General features: G+C 64.1%; 23 protein-coding genes and 1 tRNA gene. 8 read left to right on the top strand and 16 right to left on the bottom strand.

Features of this window, described 5'->3' with window-relative positions; all coding sequences use genetic code 11:
* Positions 1 to 8: 8 nt before the first annotated feature.
* From C7I87_RS07010 to C7I87_RS07000, 3 genes are read right to left on the bottom strand one after another with little or no spacing between them, the layout of a single operon-like run.
* Positions 9 to 1625, bottom strand: coding sequence for an ATP-binding protein (locus C7I87_RS07010; RefSeq protein ID WP_149903510.1), 1617 nt, complete (start codon positions 1623 to 1625; stop codon positions 9 to 11).
* Entirely contained in the window at positions 1616 to 2308 is a 693-nt protein-coding gene (locus C7I87_RS07005) for a response regulator transcription factor (protein WP_149903509.1), read from the bottom strand. The genes C7I87_RS07010 and C7I87_RS07005 overlap by 10 nt, the downstream gene beginning before the upstream one ends.
* Complete coding sequence (locus tag C7I87_RS07000; protein WP_306440473.1) at positions 2257 to 3858, bottom strand: DUF4153 domain-containing protein; 1602 nt, start codon at positions 3856 to 3858, stop codon at positions 2257 to 2259. Before C7I87_RS07000 ends, C7I87_RS07005 begins: the two co-directional genes overlap by 52 nt.
* Before the next feature lie 583 nt (positions 3859 to 4441).
* On the opposite strand from C7I87_RS07000, the gene C7I87_RS06995 reads away from it, so the two are divergent.
* Entirely contained in the window at positions 4442 to 5326 is an 885-nt protein-coding gene (locus C7I87_RS06995; protein ID WP_149903508.1) for an HpcH/HpaI aldolase/citrate lyase family protein, read from the top strand.
* 33 nt (positions 5327 to 5359) lie between these two features.
* The gene (locus tag C7I87_RS06990) at positions 5360 to 5566 is read left to right on the top strand and encodes a DUF1737 domain-containing protein (RefSeq protein WP_027145959.1); all 207 of its coding nucleotides are present in this window, start codon (positions 5360 to 5362) and stop codon (positions 5564 to 5566) included.
* 18 nt (positions 5567 to 5584) lie between these two features.
* On the opposite strand, the gene C7I87_RS06985 is transcribed toward C7I87_RS06990, so the two are convergent.
* The 3 genes from C7I87_RS06985 to C7I87_RS06975 all read right to left on the bottom strand — a co-directional run bounded on the left by C7I87_RS06985 (position 5585) and on the right by C7I87_RS06975 (position 6844).
* On the bottom strand, positions 5585 to 5866 hold the full coding sequence (locus C7I87_RS06985; protein ID WP_149903507.1) for a helix-turn-helix domain-containing protein: 282 nt from the start codon (positions 5864 to 5866) through the stop codon (positions 5585 to 5587).
* A gap of 13 nt (positions 5867 to 5879) precedes the next feature.
* Positions 5880 to 6200, bottom strand: a complete 321-nt coding sequence (locus C7I87_RS06980) for a type II toxin-antitoxin system RelE/ParE family toxin (RefSeq protein WP_149903684.1) — start codon at positions 6198 to 6200, stop codon at positions 5880 to 5882.
* A gap of 221 nt (positions 6201 to 6421) precedes the next feature.
* Positions 6422 to 6844: a metallopeptidase family protein gene (locus C7I87_RS06975; RefSeq protein WP_149903506.1), complete on the bottom strand. Its 423-nt coding sequence runs from the start codon at positions 6842 to 6844 to the stop codon at positions 6422 to 6424.
* Between the two features lie 538 nt (positions 6845 to 7382).
* Here C7I87_RS06975 and C7I87_RS35900 point away from each other — a divergent pair.
* The 3 genes from C7I87_RS35900 to C7I87_RS06955 are packed head-to-tail and all read left to right on the top strand — an operon-like array spanning position 7383 to position 13187.
* Positions 7383 to 8426 (top strand): ImuA family protein, encoded by a 1044-nt coding sequence (locus C7I87_RS35900; RefSeq protein WP_149903505.1) that lies wholly within the window; start codon positions 7383 to 7385, stop codon positions 8424 to 8426.
* On the top strand, positions 8368 to 9846 hold the full coding sequence (locus C7I87_RS06960; protein ID WP_149903504.1) for a DUF6504 family protein: 1479 nt from the start codon (positions 8368 to 8370) through the stop codon (positions 9844 to 9846). The genes C7I87_RS35900 and C7I87_RS06960 overlap by 59 nt, the downstream gene beginning before the upstream one ends.
* Complete coding sequence (locus C7I87_RS06955) at positions 9843 to 13187, top strand: error-prone DNA polymerase (RefSeq protein ID WP_149903503.1); 3345 nt, start codon at positions 9843 to 9845, stop codon at positions 13185 to 13187. The genes C7I87_RS06960 and C7I87_RS06955 overlap by 4 nt, the downstream gene beginning before the upstream one ends.
* Positions 13188 to 13434: 247 nt before the next feature.
* Here C7I87_RS06955 and C7I87_RS06945 read toward each other — a convergent pair whose 3' ends face one another.
* From C7I87_RS06945 to C7I87_RS06930, 4 genes are all read right to left on the bottom strand, one after another.
* Positions 13435 to 13686, bottom strand: a complete 252-nt coding sequence (locus C7I87_RS06945; protein ID WP_149903502.1) for a Trm112 family protein — start codon at positions 13684 to 13686, stop codon at positions 13435 to 13437.
* Positions 13687 to 13721: 35 nt separating this feature from the next.
* Positions 13722 to 14393, bottom strand: a complete 672-nt coding sequence (locus C7I87_RS06940) for an LON peptidase substrate-binding domain-containing protein (RefSeq protein ID WP_149903501.1) — start codon at positions 14391 to 14393, stop codon at positions 13722 to 13724.
* Between the two features lie 100 nt (positions 14394 to 14493).
* Positions 14494 to 15498 carry a thioredoxin gene (gene trxA / locus C7I87_RS06935; protein WP_149903500.1) on the bottom strand — a complete coding sequence of 335 codons (1005 nt, stop codon included), beginning with the start codon at positions 15496 to 15498 and terminating at the stop codon, positions 14494 to 14496.
* Between the two features lie 81 nt (positions 15499 to 15579).
* On the bottom strand, positions 15580 to 16077 hold the full coding sequence (locus C7I87_RS06930) for a prolyl-tRNA synthetase associated domain-containing protein (protein ID WP_149903499.1): 498 nt from the start codon (positions 16075 to 16077) through the stop codon (positions 15580 to 15582).
* Between the two features lie 211 nt (positions 16078 to 16288).
* On the opposite strand from C7I87_RS06930, the gene C7I87_RS06925 reads away from it, so the two are divergent.
* Positions 16289 to 16363: transfer RNA gene (locus C7I87_RS06925), tRNA-Gly, on the top strand.
* A gap of 345 nt (positions 16364 to 16708) precedes the next feature.
* Here the strand turns inward: C7I87_RS06925 and C7I87_RS06920 are convergent.
* Positions 16709 to 16909, bottom strand: coding sequence for a DUF2934 domain-containing protein (locus tag C7I87_RS06920; protein ID WP_188393766.1), 201 nt, complete (start codon positions 16907 to 16909; stop codon positions 16709 to 16711).
* A 123-nt stretch (positions 16910 to 17032) separates the two neighbouring features.
* Positions 17033 to 17836: a SapC family protein gene (locus C7I87_RS06915; protein ID WP_149903497.1), complete on the bottom strand. Its 804-nt coding sequence runs from the start codon at positions 17834 to 17836 to the stop codon at positions 17033 to 17035.
* 312 nt (positions 17837 to 18148) lie between these two features.
* On the opposite strand from C7I87_RS06915, the gene C7I87_RS06910 reads away from it, so the two are divergent.
* A complete protein-coding gene (locus C7I87_RS06910; protein ID WP_149903496.1) occupies positions 18149 to 18415 on the top strand; it encodes a DUF6916 family protein in 267 nt (88 codons plus the stop codon).
* Positions 18416 to 18568: 153 nt separating this feature from the next.
* On the top strand, positions 18569 to 19048 hold the full coding sequence (locus C7I87_RS06905) for a 2OG-Fe(II) oxygenase (RefSeq protein ID WP_246696221.1): 480 nt from the start codon (positions 18569 to 18571) through the stop codon (positions 19046 to 19048).
* Between the two features lie 54 nt (positions 19049 to 19102).
* On the opposite strand, the gene C7I87_RS06900 is transcribed toward C7I87_RS06905, so the two are convergent.
* From C7I87_RS06900 to C7I87_RS06885, 4 genes are read right to left on the bottom strand one after another with little or no spacing between them, the layout of a single operon-like run.
* Positions 19103 to 19621: a GNAT family N-acetyltransferase gene (locus tag C7I87_RS06900; RefSeq protein WP_149903495.1), complete on the bottom strand. Its 519-nt coding sequence runs from the start codon at positions 19619 to 19621 to the stop codon at positions 19103 to 19105.
* 6 nt (positions 19622 to 19627) lie between these two features.
* Positions 19628 to 20149, bottom strand: coding sequence for a phage tail protein (locus tag C7I87_RS06895; protein ID WP_149903494.1), 522 nt, complete (start codon positions 20147 to 20149; stop codon positions 19628 to 19630).
* A gap of 10 nt (positions 20150 to 20159) precedes the next feature.
* Positions 20160 to 20663 carry a phage tail protein gene (locus tag C7I87_RS06890; protein WP_149903493.1) on the bottom strand — a complete coding sequence of 168 codons (504 nt, stop codon included), beginning with the start codon at positions 20661 to 20663 and terminating at the stop codon, positions 20160 to 20162.
* A 12-nt stretch (positions 20664 to 20675) separates the two neighbouring features.
* Entirely contained in the window at positions 20676 to 21176 is a 501-nt protein-coding gene (locus tag C7I87_RS06885) for a phage tail protein (RefSeq protein ID WP_149903492.1), read from the bottom strand.
* Positions 21177 to 21260: the final 84 nt, after the last annotated feature.

Here is a 21260-nt window from a genome sequence, read left to right as displayed (position 1 = left end):
TCCACAGTCTACGCGACCGGCAAGGTGATCTCGAAGCGCGTGCCGCGCTCGGAGTCAACCAACCTGATCGTACCATCATGCGCTTTCAGGAGGGCCAGCACGATGCCGAGCCCCATGCCGGTGCCGCCCGTATCGCGCCGCGTGGTGAAGAACGGCTCGAAGACGCGCGCCCGGTTGCTCTGCGAAATGCCGGCGCCATCGTCGCTGACCATCACCGTCGCCTTGCCGCTCGTGCCCACCGCGGCGATCGACACCAGTGTCGCGCCATGCCTGGCCGAATTGTCGATGAGATTGGCCAGCACGATTGCCGCGTTCTCGGCCGAGATACGCAAGGCCAGATCGCCGCCGGCCTCGACGCGAACCGCCAGCCTGGCATCGGCGGGAAGCAGCGCCAGAGCCGCGCCGATCGAAGTGCTTTCGCCGCTCGGCGCAAGGTTTTCGGCCCGCGCCAGATCGAGCAGCCGCCGGACCAACAGGTTGAGCCGCCCGGCATCGGTGACGATGTTGTTGGAGAATCGCCGCCGCTCGTCATCGTCCATCGCGCTGCCTGAATCGCGCAGCAGTTCGGCCGCGCCCTGGATCGCCGTCAGCGGCGATTTGAGCTCGTGCGAGACATGGGTGGCGAAGGTCTGGATCGAGTCCGATCGCGCCTGCAGTTTTTCGGCCATGTCGAGGAAGGCGGCGGAAAGCTCGGCCATTTCGCGCGTGCCATGGTGGTCGAGCGGCCGGATCGCGTCGCGCTCGCCGGCGGCGATGCGCTGGGTGCGGTCGATCAGCGCATAGATCGGCCGGCTGACGGTGCGCAGGAAGACGAGGCCGATGAGCAGCGTGCCGCCGAGGATGGCGATCGCCGCCACCGTCACCTTTCCGCGCTCGCCATAGAGATGTTTTATGATGTTGTTGGGCGTCCGCGAGACATAGACCACGCCGGCGACCTTTCCGTCGACGGCAACCGGCAGGGCGACGAAGACGCGCACCTTGGTGCCGCGGCTGACCGAATAGAGCGGCGGCGCCGGCTGGTTGGGGATGCGCAGCCTGAGCGCGCTGGCATAGCGCCCGGCGAGCGCCTCACGCACCTCCTCGACCCCGGCAAGTGACTGCCCGACCTCGTCGCGCCCGGCAATGACGACACCTCGCGGGTCGAGCAGCCGGAAACCGGCCAACGTGGTTTTCTGCGTCGCATCGAGAATGCCCGACAGGCGCGCGCCGAGCGCGGCGAAGGCGGGATCGGCCGTGGCCGGCACCCCCGCCGGCCGGGTCGCAAGCACGTAATCCGAGGCGAGATCGAGTTGCGGCTCGATCGGCCGGTAGGGCATGTCGGAGCTGGCGCTTCGACTCGTGCCCCCATTTGCCGGTGGCATCGGCGCGCCAAGCTTATCCGGCGAAATGCCGGCGTCGGTCACCTCCTGCGCATAAATTGCGGCGATGGCCGCACCTTGCGCGATCAGCTCCGCCTCGGTCTGGCGGATGAGTTGGTTCTCGTAGAGGCGGAAGAAGAACAGGCCGACCAGCGGCAGGGCCATCACCAGGATCAGGATGGCGACGACGACCGTGGCGAGACGCGGCCGCCATTTGCGGCCGATCCACTTGCTGCCCATCCATTTGCTGGAAGTGGTCAGCCGCATCGGCCGAGCCGGAAACCGACGCCATGCACGGTCTCGATGGCATCCAGGCATCCGACCGCCGCCAGCTTGGCGCGGATGTTGCGGATATGGCTGTCGACGGTGCGGTCGGCGACGTGGATCTTGCCGGCATAGGCATTGGCCATCACCGCGTCGCGGTCCAGCACATGCGTCGGCCGCGCCAGAAACCCCTTCAGGATCGAGAATTCTATTCCGGTCAGGGCCAGCGGCTTGCCGTCGAAGCCGGCGCCATGGCTGGCCGGCACCAGTGTGAGCTTGCCATGGACAAATTGCCGGTCGTCGGCCGGTTCGGGCGCAGCCGGGCGGGCGCGCCGCAGGATGACGTTGACCCGGGCGACCAGCTCGCGCGGGCTGAACGGTTTGGTGACATAGTCGTCGCCGCCCATTTCGAGCCCGAGGATGCGGTCGATCTCCTCGTCTCGGGCGGACAGGAACAGCACCGGCACATCGGATCTCTGCCGCAGCCGCCGGCAGACCTCCAGCCCGTCCATCTCCGGCATGCCGATGTCGAGCACGACAAGGTCGGGCGTGCGATGTTCGATTGCCTGCAGGGCGGCGGCGCCATCGGACACGGCAGCCGTTTTCATGCCGGCCTTTTCCAGCGCGAAGCAGATCACTTCGCGGATATGCGGATCATCGTCGGCGACGAGAATGTGATGCGGCATGGATCAATGGCCCGGCGCGTAAGGTTGGGTGAAGGCAGGATTAGCAAGCGAGCCGCGCTTGTCGAGATAGCGCAGCAATCGCCAATCGCGAAAGCTCCACGCGCGCCATTGGTTCTGGACAGCGCGATACCTGGCTTCGTCGACAGGGCGTACCCCCAAAAATTGGCGAAAGGCTGGATCTTCGGCAGTTGTCGGGCCTTGATGATCAATGAATCGGTCGAGCGCCGGAAACGCGCCCGGCCCGAGCGCAGATACCAGACGTCGAGGGGAATGCCCTGGCCGGTCATCTCGAGGGAATGGTCGACATTGTAATTGGCGATCGTTGTGGCGAAATTGATGAAACAGCAGGCATAAAGCACTAGGGATAACGTCAGAAGATTGGCGGACAGCAGCCATTCATTGGATTTTCCAAGCGCGATGCGGGTGATGATCAGCGCAAGCCCGGCCGCAACCAGCCCCATCCAGACGAAAGCGGCGATACGCCAGTAGGTCAGCGCATAGATGCCGACATAGAGATCAAGCCGCAGGATCGACGACACGACCAGCATGATGTTCTGCGCCACCCAGGCATAGACCAGCCGGCGGATCACGGGATCACCTGAGGTCTCGCTTCCGGGCCTCAGCGCCGCAAGGACAAAACCGGCGGCAAGCAGCGCGGTGGCAACAAGCGGATAGGCGCCGCGATGCGCGTAGGCGGCGTAGCTCAAGCCATCGGGAAGCGCTATCCCGCCCCACAGATAGGTGGCGTCGAGCCCGCTCTGCAGTGCAAACAGAATGTTGAAGACGATCAAGGCGCGCAAGATGGCAGCCTTGCCGAAGACAATGTCCTCTACCACGCGCCTGTCGGGTTTGGTCGCCGGCCGAGCATCGGCAGGAAGATGGTCTGGCCTGGGGATACGGCGCTGAAAGCGCGGCAGGCGCGGCCGCAGAAAGGCCCAGACGCCGGCAAGCACGAACAGCCAGAAGGCAATCCGCGTAAGCTGGATCAGGTCGACCAGCCTGATGAGATCGATCAGCGACAGCCAGTATTCGATAACCGGATTGGCGGCGCCGAACAGGGCGACGAAGACGGCGCCCAACGTCAGCGGCATCACCCAGACCGCGATCGCCGCCAGCCTTATGCGATGCCCGCCGAACCGCCGCGCCGCCCTTCGCCACTGCAGAAAATCGCTCATGAGCCGAGCCGGCGCCGCCAGCCCGAACAGAACGATCTGGCCGGCAATGCGCGCCATGCGGTGCCGCAGCCGGCCGCTCAGCGAAAGCGCGAACACCGCCAGGGCCGCAAGCGCGATCGAGACGGACAAGGGACTGGCAGTCTCGGCCAAAGGCAGCAGCGCGACAAGCAAGGCGGCCGACTTGAGCCACACCTTGCCATCGCTGAAGGCGGGCGGATGCACGGCCACGACGGCGGCTGCAATCAGGATGGCGAACAGGAGAACCGTGATGCCGGCAGGCTGGCCATAGAACAGGAAATCGGCGATCGCGACCAGCAAGACGGCAACGCCGAAGCGGCTGCAATAGCTCGGCGCGGCGAGGAAGAACGATGTCACGACCTGATCTTCCCCATGGCTTTTAGCCGGGCTGTGGATAGGCGCTTGCGAATGAAAGGAATGAGGATCGCCGCTGGGCGCGTGCGTGGCGGATCGACCAGCCACCAGCCTTCGCTGCGCAGCCGGTAGGGCAGACGGGGTTTTGCTCGCTTGTGCATGACGCCTGTCTCGCAGGCCGGCCGGGTGGCGATATGGCGGATCGGAGGACGTTTTCCGCAGGCGCGTGCAGTTTTCGTGCAGGGCTGGTGCGCTGCCCGAGCCAGGCTCCTTTCCTCTTCCTTCGGAGGGGGGAGAGGTGGCTCGGCGAAGCCGAGACGGAGTGGGGGAACCACCTGGTAACCGCCGCAAACGGACATAGGAAGGGCACTAGGCGCAAGCATCGCATCGCCTCGCGCCCAAGAGTCGACCCCCGCTCCGTCGAGCTTCGCTCGACACCTCTCCCCCGATCGACGGGGGAGAGGAAGGGGCTCCTTCCGCAACTGCTGCAGAGGACGGACAGGCAAGCGCAAGCTTTCGCAGGTGGCTCGTATCAGGTAGCGGTCGGACGCTTGCCTCGACCAACCACACACGGCATAGATCGGACATGGAAACCTACCGCCCGCGCCGCTCCGTACTCTATGTCCCGGCCTCCAACGACAAGGCGCTGGCCAAGATCGCGCAGCTTTCCTGCGACGCCGTCATCATCGATCTGGAGGATGCCGTTGCCCCCACCGACAAGATCGCCGCGCGCGAGAAGCTGGCCGGCATTTTCGCCAACCTCCCTGATACCGCTGGCCGGCGCTGCGAGATGGTGGTGCGCGTCAATGCGCTGTCCAGCGAATGGGGTGCCGACGATCTTGCTGCCGTGGCCAAGGCGGAACCGGACGGCATCCTGCTGCCCAAGGTCGACACGCCGCGTGACGTGCTCGAGGTCGGCGATGTGCTGGACGACAATTTTGCTCCCGACAGCGTGAAACTATGGGCGATGATCGAGACGCCCAAAGCCATGCTCAACATCGGCGCCATCGCCGAACTCGGCCGCGACCCGGCCTCGCGGCTGGATTGTTTCATTGCCGGAACGAATGACCTGATCAAGGATACCGGCGTGCTGGCGACGCCGGACCGCGCCTATCTCCTGCCATGGCTGATGCAGATGCTGCTGGCGGCGCGCGCCGGCGGCCTCGACATGCTCGATGGGGTGTTCAACGATTTTCGCGACCAGGATGCTTTTGCGCGCGAATGCACGCAGGCCGCCGCCATGGGCTTTGACGGCAAGACGCTGATCCATCCATCGCAGATCGAGGCCGCCAACCATGCCTTCGCCCCGTCGGCGCAGGCGCTGGCCGAGGCGCGCGCGGTAAAGGACGCCTTTGCGCTTGCGCAAAACAGCGGCAAGGGCGTCATCGCGCTGAATGGCAGGATGGTCGAGCGGCTGCACCTGGCGCAAGCCGAAAAACTGCTGGCGAAGGCCGCCGCCATCGGCGCATGATATTCGTCGACTTTACATGACAGGAATTGGACGATGAAACTCTACCGCTTTCTCACCGCCCCGGACGACGCCAGCTTCTGCCACAAGGTGACGGCGGCGCTGAACAAGGGCTGGCACCTGTTCGGCTCGCCGACCTATGCCTATGACAAGAAAGCCAAGACCATGCGCTGCGGCCAGGCCGTGGTGAAGGATGTCGACGGCCAGGAATACGGGCCGGACACCAAGCTCAGCGACTGGTAGCCGATGGCAAAGAGAGCATCAGGCGGCCTCGACAATATCAAGGCGCACGACAAGGCCGGCCAGTGCGGCAAGATTGATCAACGTGTCCAGACTGAAATTCGTGATCCTGCCCCGCAGGAGGTCGCTAAGGCGTGGCTGGGTAATCCCGAGCCGGTTGGCTGCTTCGGCCTGGGTAACGTCCCAACTCCGCACCCGCTGTTCGATCGCGATCAGCAGGTTGGAGCGCATGGTCATGTTGGCGGATTCGGCCGAAGTACCTTCCAGTGCGTCCCACACGTTTTCAAAACTCTGACGTTCCATCGTCGAACCTCCACTAGATTTGCTTGAACCGCGAAGCGGCAAGATCCAAGTCTCGTTTCGCCGTCTGTTGCGTCTTCTTCTGGAATGCGTGGAGCACATAGACGGCGTCGCTTATGCTCGCAACGTAAAGCACCCGGAACGCGCCGGCGTCGTCGCGGACGCGGATTTCCCGCACACCCGGGCCTACCGTCGTCATCGGCTTCCAGTCGCTTGGTTCAAGTCCGAGTTGCACCTTATGCAGCTGGACGCCTGTTTCCTTGCGCGCCGCCTCTGGAAAATCCCGGAGTTGGGCAAGAGAATCTCCGAGAAACTCTAAGCGCTTCGTCACTGGCATTGGCAGACTTATATCAAAACTTGTATAATCGTGCAAGACGGTGACCCGCCAGCGGCCGATTGGTGACTATAGCGGCGGCTCATTGACCCATGCTGCGACCAGACCATGGTCGGGGATATCGACGTTCAGGAACACGGGCCGGACACCCAGATCAGCGAGTGGACAGGGGAAGCGAGGAGCAAAGCGAGGCGGCGCAGACCCCTAAGATGACGAAGGTGTGTCTATTCCGCCGCCTCTTCGAGCTTCTCCATATCATCATCCGACAGGCCGAAATGATGGCCGATCTCGTGGATCAGCACGTGGGTGACGATGTCGCCCAGCGTCTCCTCGTTTTCGGCCCAGTAGTCGAGCATGGCGCGGCGGTAGAGCGTGATGCGGTTCGGGCCTTCGCCGGTCTGCGGGTTCCAGCGCTCGGCGATGCCGCGCCCCTCGAACAGGCCGAGCAGGTCGAACGGCGTTTCCAGCGACAAATCGTCCATGATCTCGTCGGTCGGGAATTCGGCGATCTGGATGACGATCTCGCCGGTCAGCTTGCGAAACTCCTCCGGCAGATGGGCGTAGGCCTCCAGGGCCAGGAACTCCAATTCCTCCATTGAGGGCGCAAGTTCGCCATGCCAGGTGCGTGTCTTGTAGATGCGGGCCATGCTTTGTCCTTTGATCCCGGCATATAGGCTTTCGTGCTGGTCCAGGCAAATGGCGCGGCAATTTCTGTCGAGGCGCACCCAGTTCAGAGCGCACGTTCGCGGAGCTCGCCGCACGTTCGCTTTCGGCGGTCAAGTCTCCACGAAGAAGCGTGATCGCCTCGCATGGAAGAGTGGCTTGGCGATTGGCGAGGAAACGCCCATCACTTCGTCATTCTGGGGCGGAGCAAGGAGCGCAGCGACGCAGCGCAGACCCCGGAATCCATGCCGGGACTCCGGTGCGCAGCCACGGGGCAGAATTTTGCTCCGCTGCACTTCACGGCCAAGGTCGCGGCATGGATCCCAGGGTCTCCGCGACGCCGCTGCGCGGCTGCTTCGCTCAGGGATGACGACCTCATGGTGACGTGCGGACATGTGGATGTCGGACTCGTGTGCCGATGCGGGCAGGAATAAATTCCTCGTGACTCCGCTTGACTCTTCCGGAGCGCTCTGGAATCTATAGGAACATAACAGGAACAATTGTGAGTGGACGCTGACCGTCATGGCGATGACCGCCGTGGCGCGGGAGACTGTTTTTGCCCTGCGCCGCCAGATCGCGAAAATCGAGGGAACGCTGCCCGAGCGCCTGCAGGCGCCGGCGGGGGCGACCCTTGATGACGGCGCCGGCACTGGCCCCGGCAGCGATCTGACGATCGTCCGGCGCGGCCTTGCCGCGGCCTTGCCGGATGCTTTCCTGCCCATCGGCGTCGAGCGGCTCGATGCCGCGCTCAGCGGCGGCCTGCCGAAAGCCGCGCTCAGTGAAATCCATGGCCTGGAAACCCGTGATGCGGGAGCTGTCGCCGGCTTCGCCCTGTCGCTCGTCAGCCTGATCCTCAACCAGGCGCAGGGGCTGCCCATCCTGTGGATCGGGACATCAGAAATTTTCCACGAGGCCGGCTTTCCCTACGCCAGGGGGCTGCATGCCTCGTTCGGCATCGAGCCCGGGCAATTGCTGTTTTCCGAGGCGCCCAGGCTTGTCGATGCGCTGTGGGTCGCCGAGGAGGCGGCCCGCATGACCGCGCTTGCCGCCGTCATCCTGGAAATCCGCGGCAATCCGCAGCGGCTGGACCTGACCGCGACGCGCCGCCTGCATGCGCGGGCGCAAGGGGCCGGCCGGCCGGTGTTCCTACTGCGGCAGGCGGCCGAGCCGGAACCAACGGCGGCGCCTGTTCGTCTGATTGTCGCGTCGGCGCCGGCCGTGCCGCGCGCCACGGTCGCCGGGCCACTCGCCGGCTCGATCGGCCACCCCGCCTTCACCATCAGCATCGGCAAGAGCCGCACGGCCCTGCCTGGACAATTCACACTGGAGTGGAACCCCGATGAACGCAGATTCGAAGAAAGAAGGGGCGAGGAAAGACGGGAGCGGGCAGAGAATCCTGTCCCTGTGGTTTCCCTATCTCGCGGCCGAAAGGATCCTGCGGCAGCGTCTGGGGAAGTCCTGGCGTTCCCGGCCGTCGGGTCATCCGTCGCCATCTCACCCGCCGCTCGTGATCAGCCACCGCCAGGGCAACGCGCAGCGCATCTTAGCCCTCGACGAGCGGGCTGAGGCGCTGCACCTGAAGCGCGACATGGGCATTGCCGATGCGCGCGCCATGCATCCGTCGATAGACATCGTCGAAGCCGATCCGGAGGCCGACCGGCGCCTGCTCGAGGGCCTTGCCGACTGGTGCGACCGCTACACGCCGCTGGTGGCGCTGGACAGCATCGACGGCCTGTTCCTCGACGTCACCGGCTGTACCCATCTGTTCGGCGGCGAACGCGCCATGCTGGACGAAATCCTGTCGCGCTTCTTCCACCAGGGGTTCGACGTCCGCGCCGGACTTGCCGGCACGCCCGGGGCCGCCTGGGCGGCTGCACGCTTTTGCGGCGACCGCATCGTCGTATCAGGCGAGGAGGAAGCCTTGCTTGCCCCTTTGCCGCTGGCCGCCCTTCGCATAGCGCCGGAAACCCGGACCAGCCTGGAAAGCGTCGGTTTGCGCACGGCGGGCGCCGTCATGGCCGCGCCGCGCGCGCCGCTCGCCCGCCGTTTCGGCGCCACCTTGCTTTTGCGTCTCGACCAGGCGCTCGGCCGTCTCGACGAAGCGATCTCGCCGCGCCTTCCCGTCGCGCCACTTTCGGTCGAACGCCATCTCGCCGAGCCCGTCACGCTGACGGAGGAGATAGAGCGACTGGTGGGCATGCTGGCGACGACCTTGAAGACCGACCTCGAACGCCGCGGCGAAGGCGCCCGGACGCTGGCGCTGCTGCTCTTTCGCGTCGACGGCGCCGTCAGCCGCATCGCGCTCGGTACCTCGCGGCCGATGCGCGAACCCTTGCTGATCCGGAAATTGTTCCATGAGCGGCTGGCAGCACTAGAGCAGCAAATCGATGCCGGCTATGGCTTCGATCTGGTGCGCCTCTCGGTGCTGGCCGTCGCCGCCTTCGACATGCAGCAGGCCGATCTGACCGGTGAAGCGGCCGATGACGGCGCCGACATCGCCCTGTTCGTCGACCGCATCCGCGCCCGCCTCGGCGAGGGCGCGGTTCTGCAGCCTGTCCCTGTGGAAAGCCATCTGCCCGAACGCGCCGTCGCCATCGTCCCTTTCACCGAGGCGCCGCGCCGGACCACGCCGCCGAAGAGGCCCGACAAAATGCAGGCGCCCAAAACCATCTTCCCGCCGGAACGGCCGATCCGGCTCTTCCGGGCGCCCGAGCCCGTCGATGTGCCGGCCACCGAAATGCCGGAGGGACCGCCGCTGCATTTCCGCTGGCGCCGCGCGCTTTACCGGGTCACGCGCGCCGAAGGTCCGGAGCGCATCGCCGCCGAATGGTGGCGCGAGGTGCCAAGCGATCCGGCGGCATCGACACGCGACTATTTCCGCATCGAGGATGCCGATGGCCGCCGCTACTGGCTCTACCGGCAAGGCCTTTACGGCGGCGTCTCGCAGATCCCGCCGCGCTGGTTCATGCACGGGGTCTTCGCATGAACGCGCTGACCGTCATCCCCTATGCCGAGTTCGGCATCCAGTCGAATTTCTCCTTCCTGCGCGGCGCCTCCAAGCCGGAGGAGCTCGTGGTCGCGGCCAAGCTCATGGGCTTCTCCGCGATCGGGCTCGCCGACCGCAACAGCGTGGCCGGCGTGGTGCGCGCCTGGCAGCAGGCCAAGGTCGAAAAGCTTTCCTATCATCCCGGCTGCCGGCTGGTTTTTGACGACGGCACGCCTGACATTCTCGCCTATCCCAGGGACCGCAAGGGCTGGGGGCATCTGTGCCGCATGCTCACCCAGGCCAATCTGCGCGACGAGACCGAAAAGGGCGCCACCCTGCTCCGGCGCGACGACCTGCTCGAATGGGGGGACCGGATGTCGCTGGCGGTCCTGCCCGATCTGGCGCAGGGCGCGCAAGACAGTCTGGCTCTGCTCCGCCAACTCAAGGACCGCTTCGGCAGGACCCTGCGGCTCGGCGTGTCGCCCTGTTATGCCGGCCATGATCGCTTCCGGATCGAGCAGGCGGCTGCGTTTGCAGAGAGTGCCGGCATCCCGCTGATGGCAACCAACGATGTGCTCTACCACACGGCCGAACGCCGCCCGCTGCAGGACGTGCTGACCGCGATCCGCCTCAATGTTCCGGTCGCCGAAGTGGGGCTGGAGCTGACCGCCAATGCCGAACGCCATTTGAAGCCGCCGCTGGAAATGGCGCGCCTGTTCCGCAGGCATCCGCAGGCGCTGGCGGAGACGCTGCGTTTCGGCGAAGAGCTGACCTTCTCGCTCAGCGACCTCCAGTACAATTATCCCGACGAACCGACGGAATCAGGCCTCGGCCCGCAGGCGGAGCTGGAACGGCTGGCCCGGGAGGGAGCGGCCCGGCGCTTCCCGGGCGGCGTCCCCGCCAGCGTCATAAAACGCATTCAGGAAGAGCTCGCCCTGATCGAGCGGCTGAATTACGCCCGCTATTTCCTGACCGTCCATGACATCATCAAATTCGCGCGCGGCGAAGGCATTCTCTGCCAGGGCCGCGGGTCCGCCGCCAATTCGATCATCTGCTTCTGCATCGGCATCACCGAGGTGGGACCGGACAAGATCGACACGCTCTTCGAGCGTTTCATCTCAGAGGAACGCAACGAGCCGCCCGATATCGATGTCGATTTCGAGCATGAGCGGCGCGAAGAGGTGATGCAGTACATCTATACGAAATACAGCTCCAAGCGCACGGCGCTGGCCGCCGCCGTCATCAGCTATCGCGGCCGCTCGGCGCTGCGCGAAGTGTCGAAGGCGATGGGCCTGTCGGAGGATGTCCGGGCGTCGCTTTCCGGCTCGATCTGGGGCTGGTCGACCTCGGAGCTCGGCGAGAAGGAAGCCAGGGCCGGCGGCCTCGATCGCAGCGATCCCATATCGCGGCATGTGATGGAGCGGGCCAACGAGATCATGGGCTTTCCCCGCCATCTCTCCCAGCATGTCGGAGGCTTCGTCATCACCAGGGACCGGCTCGACGAAATCGTGCCCATCGTCAAGACGGCGATGGACGAGCGCAAGATGGTCGAATGGGACAAGGACGATCTCGACGCGGTGAAAATCCTCAAGGTGGATATCCTGGCGCTCGGCATGCTGACCTGCCTCCAGCGTGCTTTCACCTTGCTCGAAACCCACTACGGCGTGAGAGACGGCTATGGCAGGCCATTGACCCTGGATACGATCGCCAAGGAGGATTCCCGTGTCTACGACATGATCTGCCGCGCCGATACGCTCGGCGTCTTCCAGATCGAATCGCGCGCACAGATGTCGATGCTGCCAAGGCTCGAGCCTCGCTGCTTCTACGACCTCGTCATCGAGGTGGCGATCGTGCGGCCGGGCCCGATCCAGGGCGACATGGTGCATCCCTATCTGCGCCGCCGGCAAGGCAAGGAAAAAGCCGAATATCCCAAGCCGGAGCTGGAAAAAATCCTCGGCAAGACGCTGGGCGTGCCGCTGTTCCAGGAGCAGGCGATGAAGATCGCCATCGTTGCCGGCGGCTTCAGGCCGGGCGAGGCTGATGAACTGCGCCGCGCCATGGCCACCTTCAAACGCACCGGCACCATAGGCAATTACCGCCAGCGCATGATCGACGGCATGACAGGCAGAGGCTACGAAAAGGACTTCGCCGAGCGTTGCTTCAAGCAGATCGAGGGTTTTGGCGAATATGGCTTTCCCGAAAGCCACGCCGCTTCCTTCGCGCTGCTCGTCTATGCCTCCTGCTGGTTCAAGACCTTCTATCCCGACGTGTTCTGCGCCGCGATCCTGAATTCGCAGCCGATGGGTTTTTACCAGCCGGCGCAATTGGTGCGCGACGCCCGCGACCATGGCGTCGACATCCGCGAGGTCGACGTCAATTTCTCCGTCTGGGACTGCACCCTGGAAAAAGCGCCTTTCGATCCGGCCCGCATCCTGCCACGCCATGCCGATATGCGTGATGTCATCGAGACGAGCCATGCGCTGCGGCTCGGCTTCAGGCAGATCAAGGGTCTTTCCAAGGAACGCATGGAGGCTTTCGTCGAGCGGCGCTGCGCCGGCTACTCGACCGTCCGGGATGTCTGGCTGCGCTCCGGCCTCGATGTCGATGAAATCGAGAAGCTGGCGCAGGCCGACGCCTTTCGGTCCATCGGCCTCGATCGCCGCGCAGCACTTTGGGAGGTCCGCGCGCTCGACGGCAAGAGTGCCGCCGAAAAGCTGCCGCTGTTCGACCAGCCGGCGCTCAACCTGCGCGAGCTGGAGCCCGAGACGAAGCTGCCGAAAATGCCGCTCGGCGAGCATGTCATCCACGACTACCGTTCGCTCGGCCTGTCGCTGAAGGCGCATCCGGTCGCCTTCCTGCGCGAGCGGCTCGAGCGCGCCGGCGTTACCCCCAATGCCAGCCTGCCATCCGTTCGCGACGGAAGGCGGGTCTCCGTTGCCGGTCTGGTGCTGGTGCGCCAGCGCCCCGGCAAGGGCAACGCGATCTTTCTCACGCTGGAAGACGACAAGGCCGTCGCCAACGTCATCTTCTGGGAAAGGACCTTCACCCGCTTCCGGCCCATCGTCATGGGTGCCCGGTTTGTGAAGGTCAGCGGGAAACTGCAGTCGGAATCAGGTGTCGTCCATATCATCGCCGAGAAGATCGAGGATCTGACGCCCTGGCTGACCGTACTGCTGGAAAAGGTCAGTGGAGAGGCACCGCCGGTCGCTTCGGACCGCTCCGGCAAGGCAAACGACCCGGATCGCTCCAGCCAACCCGCAATACGGAAAGTCGGACAGGATCTCGCGATGCTGTCGGAAGAGGCGGAAAGGGTCATGCCCAAAGGGCGCAATTTTCAGTAGGGGCGGACCGGGCTCCTCATCATCAAACGCTGGCGGGACAGCGCCCCCCTCTGCCCTGCTGGGCATCTCCCCCACGAGGGGGGAGATCGGCTATCGCGATCGCCTTCGCCAATTTTCAACGTTGCAAGAAGAAGGGCCGGCGCCGAAGCTACTAATCTCCCCCCTCGTGGGGGAGATGTCCGGCAGGACAGAGGGGGGCGCCGTAGAGCGTCAACTTAACGTCCGATCACACTCGGCAAATGACTATCTATGACACTGAACTGCTCGGCCCGCCCAGCCGTGGCGGCGACAGCACATCCTCGGCCGAGATGGTCCGCGCCTCCGAGGGCAGCATGATCGGGATGCCGTCGCGCACGGGATAAGCGAGCTTGGCGACCCGCGAGACCAGCTCGCCACGCTCAGGGTCCCAGGCCAGCGGGCCCTTGGTCAGCGGGCAGGCCAAGAGTTCCAGCAGCTTCGGGTCGACGCTGGTTTTCTTTCCGTCACGCCCATCCGCCATCGCATTCTCTTTCCAGCTTCAAGCCTCCGTTCATTTTACTGCAGGCTCGAGCCAAAATCCTCATTCTCGCGCGCCAGCGTCATTTCGGTGATGGCGATCAGCGTCTCGGCCCGCGTCTTCAGGTCCGCGGCTTCCAGCAATGCCTGCTTCTCGGCCGGTCCGTAGGGCGCCATCATCGACAGCGCGTTGACCAGCATGGCGTTTTCGGCCCGGCTGACGCTTTCCCAGTCGGCTTCCAGATCATTGGCCTGCAGATAGGCGCGAAAGGCCCGCAGCAACGCCGGCCGGTCGATTTCATCAGCCGCCTGATCCTCGCCGAGATCGGCAAGGAACGGCGCCGGCTTGCACTGGCGGAACGGTGTCTTGACCGTCAGCTCGTGGGCGACGCGGAACCGGCACACGCCTTGCAGCGAAATCAGGTAGCGGCCGTCGCCGGTCTCTGAAAAGGCGATGATGCGACCGATGCAGCCGACATTGCAAAGCTCCGGCTCGTCATCCTCGCGTAGCGCGCCGTCGAGACTGGGCTGGATGACGCCGATGAGACGCGAGCGGGCGACCGCCTCGTCCACCATCTGCAGATAGCGCGGCTCGAAGATGTTGAGCGGCATGCGGCCGCCCGGCAGCAGCAGCGCGCCCTCGAGCGGAAAGATCGGGATCGTCGACGGCAGATCCTTGGCGAGCCGGTAATGCGCGTTTCCCGCTTGCACCTCATTCCTCCGATCGCTTCCATCGCGAAGCGTGCCTTGTCCTATCTGGCGCTCTGGCCCGACGCCACAAGCCCGTGCGACAAAACAACCGATAACCGGCTCAGGAAAACAGCAACGCCGACAATTTGCGGCGCGCGGCAAGCGTCGCCTCGTCGGTCATGCCCCAGGCCTCGAAGAACTGCAGCAACTGCGCCCTGGCGCCATCCTCGTTCCAGCTCCGGTCGGCCTTGATGATGGCCAGCAGATTGTCCGCGGCTGCCGTGCGATCGCCCTTGGCGTTCTGGATCATGGCCAGATCGAAACGCGCCTGATGATCCCTGGGGTTTTCCGCAAGCCGCTGCTCGAACTCGGCCGGATTGCCCAGCGCCGCCGCCTGCGCGGCCAGCGCGATCTTGGCACGCAGGGCAGCCAGCGGCGGAGCGTCCTTCTTGGCCTCCGGCGCTGTGGCGAGCAGCGCCTCGGCACCCTCGGTGTCGCCGGCCTCGAACAACAGGTCGCCCAGCCCGCCAATCGCCTCGACCGTCTCCGGCGCCTGCGCCAGGATGGCGTCATAGATGTCGGCGGCGGCCTGCATATCGCCGGCATCGCGGGCTTCGGTTGCCGCCGCCAGGGCCTCGGCCACCGGCGGCACGCCATTGCCCTTGCCGCCGACCTTGGTGATGAACTCGTTGATCTGGCTCTCGGGAATGGCGCCCATGAAGCCGTCGACCGGCTGGCCGTCCTTGAAGGCAATGACGGCGGGAATCGACTGGATGCCGAGCTGGCCGGCGATCGAGGGATGGTCGTCGATGTTCATCTTGACCAGCTTGACCCTGCCGCCGGCGGCCTTGACCGCCTTTTCCAGCTGCGGGGTGAGCTGCTTGCAAGGTCCGCACCACGGCGCCCAGAAATCGACCAGCACCGGCTGGCGGCGCGATTCCTGGATGACGTCGGCGGCGAAGGCCGCGGTCGTCGTGTCCTTGATGACGTCGCCGGCGGGGCCGGCGGGCGCGTTGCCGAGCGCGGTCTTCGCCGGCGCCGCCTCCGTTCCGCCATACTGCACCGTGGTGGCATACTGGCCGCCATTATTTCCGAATGATCCGCCAAACGGATTGTTGTCGCTCATCTCGTCACCCTTTCGGTCGCGCCGCCGGCCCGCGGCTCGGCGCAATGTCTTTGGAAATCGGTTTCGCCATCCATGTGGCGATCACGCCGAGACTTTCAAGATAGCAGCATCATGCCCGGTTGCCTCGACGAATCTGATGAGGTCGGCCGCAGCGATCGACGTCGTCGCTTCATTGGTCAGCGGATGCGCGTTGATGACGGAATGCGCCATCAAATCCTTGTCGAGCACCAGCTTGACCCTGTTTTCCCTGTCGTTGATGACGCCGAAAACGGTAACCGCGCCCGGCGTGACGCCCAAAAGCTCCATCAGCATCTCCGGCTTGCCGAAGGAAACCCGGCTGGCGGCGCCGATCAACTGGTGGATCTGCTTGAGATCGACGACCGCGTCCTCGCCGACGGTAACCAGGAAGAAATTGTCCTTCTTGTCCTTCAGGAACAGGTTCTTGGTGTGCCCGCCGGCGATTTCGCCGCGCAGCGCCTGCGAATCGGCAACCGTATGGAGCGGCGGATGGCGTATCGTCGAAACGGCGATGCCCAGTTCGGCAAGAAAGGCCATCAGTTCAGCTTCGGTCTTCGGCATTGATCTTCTTCTCGTCCGTTTCTTGGCCTTGCCGTTTACGGCCAATGAGGCGGGCGACACAAGACCGTCGCGCAAGGAGCGATGAAATCCGCGCGTCGCGGGCGGTTTGCCGGCATCGCTCGGGAGGTTGCAAAAAGCCTGCTATTTCCCTGTTGCAATCGCCGCGCTCTTCAGCCATATAGGCCCGGCTTGCGGCCAAGACGCCGTGTGAGCGGGTGTAGCTCAGGGGTAGAGCACAACCTTGCCAAGGTTGGGGTCGAGCGTTCGAATCGCTTCACCCGCTCCAGTTTCCTCCAGGGGAATCAAGCATCGAAAAGCCGCGGTCCGCCGCGGCTTTTTCGTTTTGTGGCGGACGTCAGCCTGGATGCTGCGGCCGACACCCAGCCCGACATCTCCCGGGAATCACATAAAATTTCAGGAGGAACGCCGGGCCTCGTTAGCCATCCATCAACCGACAGATCAGGCAAGGCCGGCACGACCGGCGGGCGGCTGCCTGAAGCAATTCCAGGAAAAGTGTCTAACGGTTTTCCGTCCGGAATCGTGGTGAGAACAAAGAGTTGGAGCGGTTCAGTCGACACTCAACCGCTCTAAAATAGCGGATTCCGTAAAGTGACGAGACGCAGCGGGGGCGTTAGTGTTCGGCACCAGCGGAGTCGCCAGCGGCATCCGCGCCAGCCTGCTTTCGTCCGGCGGTCAGTTTACCGGACTCGAACTCCTCGACCGCCTTGTCCCAGCAGGCCTTCTCACGGTCGGGCATCAGACCTTCCCGTTCCCAGAGTTCGCGAGCCCGCTTCCTGATATGCGCGACACGTTCTTCCTGGCTGATCACCATGGCCATTCCTCCGCGTTAGAGGAAGCAACCGGACAGCGCCTGAAATGTTCCATCCCAATGTCTCGACCCTCGGCAGGTCGAGCAATTCATCCAAAACCGCGATGCGGCGCGCTTTTTTTGCCTTCAGGCGCCCTTCGCCCGCTCCGCCTTGCGCACCGACGCCTGGTGCACCAGCGAGGTCCAGCTATTGGTCGAGGCGAGGTGGCAATAGAGCAGGCCGAGCGCGCCGGACTTTCTGAGGTCGAGGAAGGCCTCGTCGCTCAATTTGTTGAAGGCCGCCTCGTCGACCACCTGGAAATCGGTGAGGTTGAGCACTTCGCCGCCTTCCAGCGTCACCGTGCTCTGGCGCGGCGAAAACAGGCCGTGCGCGTCGATCTTGTCGACCATCTCGCGGGTGGCCCTGAAGTCGATCTGGAACTGGTTGCAGAAGGCGAGCGCCTGCTTGGTCGCCTCGGTCGGTTCGTTGCCGCTGAAGAACGGCAGCACCTTGTCGTCGCGGGACGGCGCCAGCAGTTGGTCGACCACGCGCTCGCTCGCCCGGTCGGCGCACAGCGTCAGCCGGCCGGCCGAGGTCGGGTCCTCGGCCAGGATGAAAGGATAGCGGCGGACATAGGCCGGAACGTAGTGCGGCGCGTTCCATTTGCCGTCGGCATCGACGAACAGGTTCTCGTCCTGGCGCACGCCGGTGATGATGACAGGCGCCTTGGCGGGGCCGATGAAGACGATCGGGTAGGAGCGCATCGCCGCCGGCATTTCCGACGCCACCACCGGAATGGCGTGCGCCGAGCGTGCGAAGGAGAAGTCGCTGCGCGCGGCGAGACCCAGCGAGCCGTGCCGGGTCGGATTGAGCGCCTCGGGCCTCGTATAGAACAGCGGCATGGATTCGCCCGCCGGCACCGTTTCCTTCTTCACACCGCTGTCGGCCATCGTCCGGTTCCTCTTCTCCCGCGACCCGGTTGCACCGGTCCGCTTTACACGCGATCCCGCCGGGATCTGTTTTTCTGCGCTGATCTTCGGTTGGGCAAGGGGTTGGGCAAGGGGTTGGCAAGAGATCGTGCGCAAATCGAAGTAAAGGCTCTACAATGTTCCCCGCCTCCACAAAAGCATGCACGGCGCCACAATGCGGATTTACGCCGAACTTTGTACCGCGCCATGCCGCGAGGGCGGCTTGCCGCTATGGACAGTCAGCCGTGAAGCGGCGACATTGCCCGTCGCGGCAGGCGGATCGAGGCGCATGGTATGAAGATCACGGATTTCGAACAGGGCACGACCTTCTCCATCACGCTCGGCGAGAGGTCGATTGCGCTTGAGTTGACCGATATCAGGCCGATCCCCGCCAGCCCGCGCCCCGGCGGCGGATTCTCTCTGTTGTTCAGGGGCCCGGGCGATGCGGCGCTGCCACAGGCGATCTACAGTCTTGCCGGCAAAAGCGGCACCCACGACATCTTCATCGTGCCGGTGGCGGCCGACGCGACGGGACGGGTCTACGAGGCGGTGTTCAACTGATTTTCGGCGATCCGGTCAGAGCGACGATCGGACCATCAGGGCGGTGGCGGCTCGACACATGATCGACCATATCGAAATCCCTGGCGTGCTCGACGAAGCGGCGTGCGGCGCCCTGTGCGCTGAAATTCGGGCGAGCCGCGGCCGGCCGGCCTGATGGGGGCCCCTGAGCAGAAGCCCGCATGGCCGGAGGTGCGCAAGACCAGGCGCGCCGAAATCTCGCCGGCCACCGAAGCGCGGGTGAATGTGCTGTTTACAGGCCAGAAAGTGGCCTTGGAGCGACATTTTGGACTTGCGCTCGGCTGTACCGAGAAACCCCAATTCCTGCACTACCGGGAGGGGGATTTCTTCGTGCCGCACCAGGACGGTAACACGCCGCTCATTCACGACGAGTCGCGCTTCCGAAAAGTCTCGGCGGTGATCTTTCTCAACGCTCGATGTGACGATCCTTCGCCCACAAGCTACGCCGGCGGCTCGCTGGTCCTGCACGGACACTATAGCGGTCCGGACCTGCGCATCGCCATGCCGGCATTGCCGGGCTCCCTTGTGGCATTCCGTTCGGAAACGACGCACGAAGTCACCCCGGTGACGCGCGGCGAGCGGTTCACCATCGTCTCCTGGTATCGCGGCGCGTGATGGCTCAGGAGCAATTCCAGGAAAATGTGAAGCAGCTTCCCGTCCGGAACTGGCTCAAAATGAGGATGCTGGGCGGACCATCAGATCGTAGACACCCTTGTCCTCGGCGACGGTGAAACCCAGTCGCAGGTAAAGCCGCATAGCCGGGTTGTGCTTTTCGACATGGATCGAGACCGCCTTGCCGACGGCACCCGCCTCGTCGATCAGGTCGGCAAGCAGGGCTGAGCCCAACCCTTTGCCGCGAAACGCCGGTAGAAAGGTGATGTCGATGATCCTATGCTCGCCTGGCCAGCGCTCGATATAGAGGCGACCGACATCGCTGCCAGCATGCATCGTCACCAGCCAGTCGGCGTTGGGATAGTATTTCCGGTAGTGCGCGTGCTGCGCTTGGAACTGCATGTCGAGGAACGCAGCCTTCTGCGCCTCGGTCCAGGAGGTCAAGGTGAGTTCCTCGGCGCGGGTCGAGGCGTAGACGCCTGCCAGGAACGGCAGATCGTCGTCCGTGATGGGGCGGAATGTGAGCCCTGCACCGGCCGCACGCATCCAGCCGACCGCCCTGCTAAAATGGCTCATCGGGCATTAGGGACGTGGTGGGAAGACGCCCTGGAGAGCGATACAGAAATAGCAGGTGAGGTAGGGCTGCATGTTGTTATGTGGTTGGTCGCCGCCGACCGGTCGCACCGCCTGATCGCTGAGCGGCGTCAAAGTGGCCGTCGCCGAATAAGACTGTCCAGGAGACGTACGCGCGAAGGATCGAGTCGCACTTGGGGCCGCCAGATTGGCGGGATTGATGTTCGCCATCAGTGTGTGCCCGTGCTGCGGCATCTCCGATATCAGCAGAGAGACCGTCTCCGAACCACCTTGCTCGCCGAGATCGTGCAATGAAAGACCCGGCCCTTGCCCCGGGTGCATCGGTGCGCCGCCTTGCAAATCGGGCAAGGCAAAGTTGGACTTGCCGTCGCCGCCATAGGTGGTGCCGAGCAGGGAGAAAAGCGCAGTGTTCTGCGACAGCGGCAGCAACTGCCCATCGCACCATGCCCAACCCTTTGGCGCGAAGTTGAACGGGAAGATGCGAATTTCGGCGACGAATGGGTCGGCCATGGCGGTCCTCTTAAGTCGGCGACGGGAAGATTCCGAACAGCGAGATGATGAAATTGATGCAGAGATACGGTTGGAAGTTGGTATGCGGTTGGTTGCCGCCGGTTTGCCCTGCAGTCTGCGTAGACATTGGAGTGGTCGCCGGCGCTTCACGATAGATTTGCGACGCACCGACCTGACCGGTCATATTGCCGGTCGGGGTACTCGCCCCCGCGTTGTTCAGAGAAGCGACGAAGGGGTGTGTGTGCGTGGGCATCTGCTGGGTCGTCAGCGTGACCTCTTCCACGCCACCGGCCTCGGCAAGGATGAAACTGTTGCCCTGATGGATCGGAAGGCGCCCACGCAGGTCCGGCAACGCGAAGGTTTCCTGGCCGTCGCCGCCATAGGTAGTGCCAATCAATTGGAACAGCGTTTCATTTTCCGAGATGGGCAGCAACTGCCCCTCGCACATCATCCATCCGGCAGGCGCGAAATTGCCGGCAAACATACGGACTTCGCCAACATAAGGCTGTGCCATGATAGTGCTCCCTCAGGTCGGCGACGGGAAAATGCCCTGCAGGGCGATGCAGAAGCTCAGTGTCAGAAACGGCTGCATGTTGATATGCGCCTGGCTGCCGCCGACAGAGGCTAGCGTACCGGGATCCATCGCCGTCGTGGGGTTGCCTGGCGGTGTATAGACGTTGGAGACCGTCGCCAGCAGATTGCCGTTGGGTGCCGGCACGTCGGCATTGGCCGTCGTGGCCTGTTCGCTGTGGCTATGAAAAGGCAGTTCCGCGAGCGAAAGCGTGTGCGCCTGCTCGCCGCCGCGCTCACCCAATGTATGACCGCTGCCGACATGAATGGGAACGCGCCCGCGATAATCGGGCAAGGCGAAATTCACCCGGCCGTCGCCGCCGAAGGTGGTGCCCAGCAGTGAAAACAGCGGCTGGTTCTGAGCGATCGGCAGCAATTGCCCATCGCACAGCGCCCAGCCTTTCGGCGGAAAACCGAAAGACATGATTCTGATTTCGGAAATAAATGGTTCCGCCATCGGTGTCCCCTAGTTGTTTAGGCCAATATGCCACAACTACAAACTTACGCAACGTTAAGAGTCGTGCAGATAAAAATAATATTT

The organism is Mesorhizobium sp. SARCC-RB16n, from assembly GCF_008520305.1.
Taxonomy (GTDB): Bacteria; Pseudomonadota; Alphaproteobacteria; order Rhizobiales; family Rhizobiaceae; genus Mesorhizobium.
Note: the sequence above shows the minus strand (reverse complement) of the source record. Positions and strands in the feature narration are given on the sequence as shown.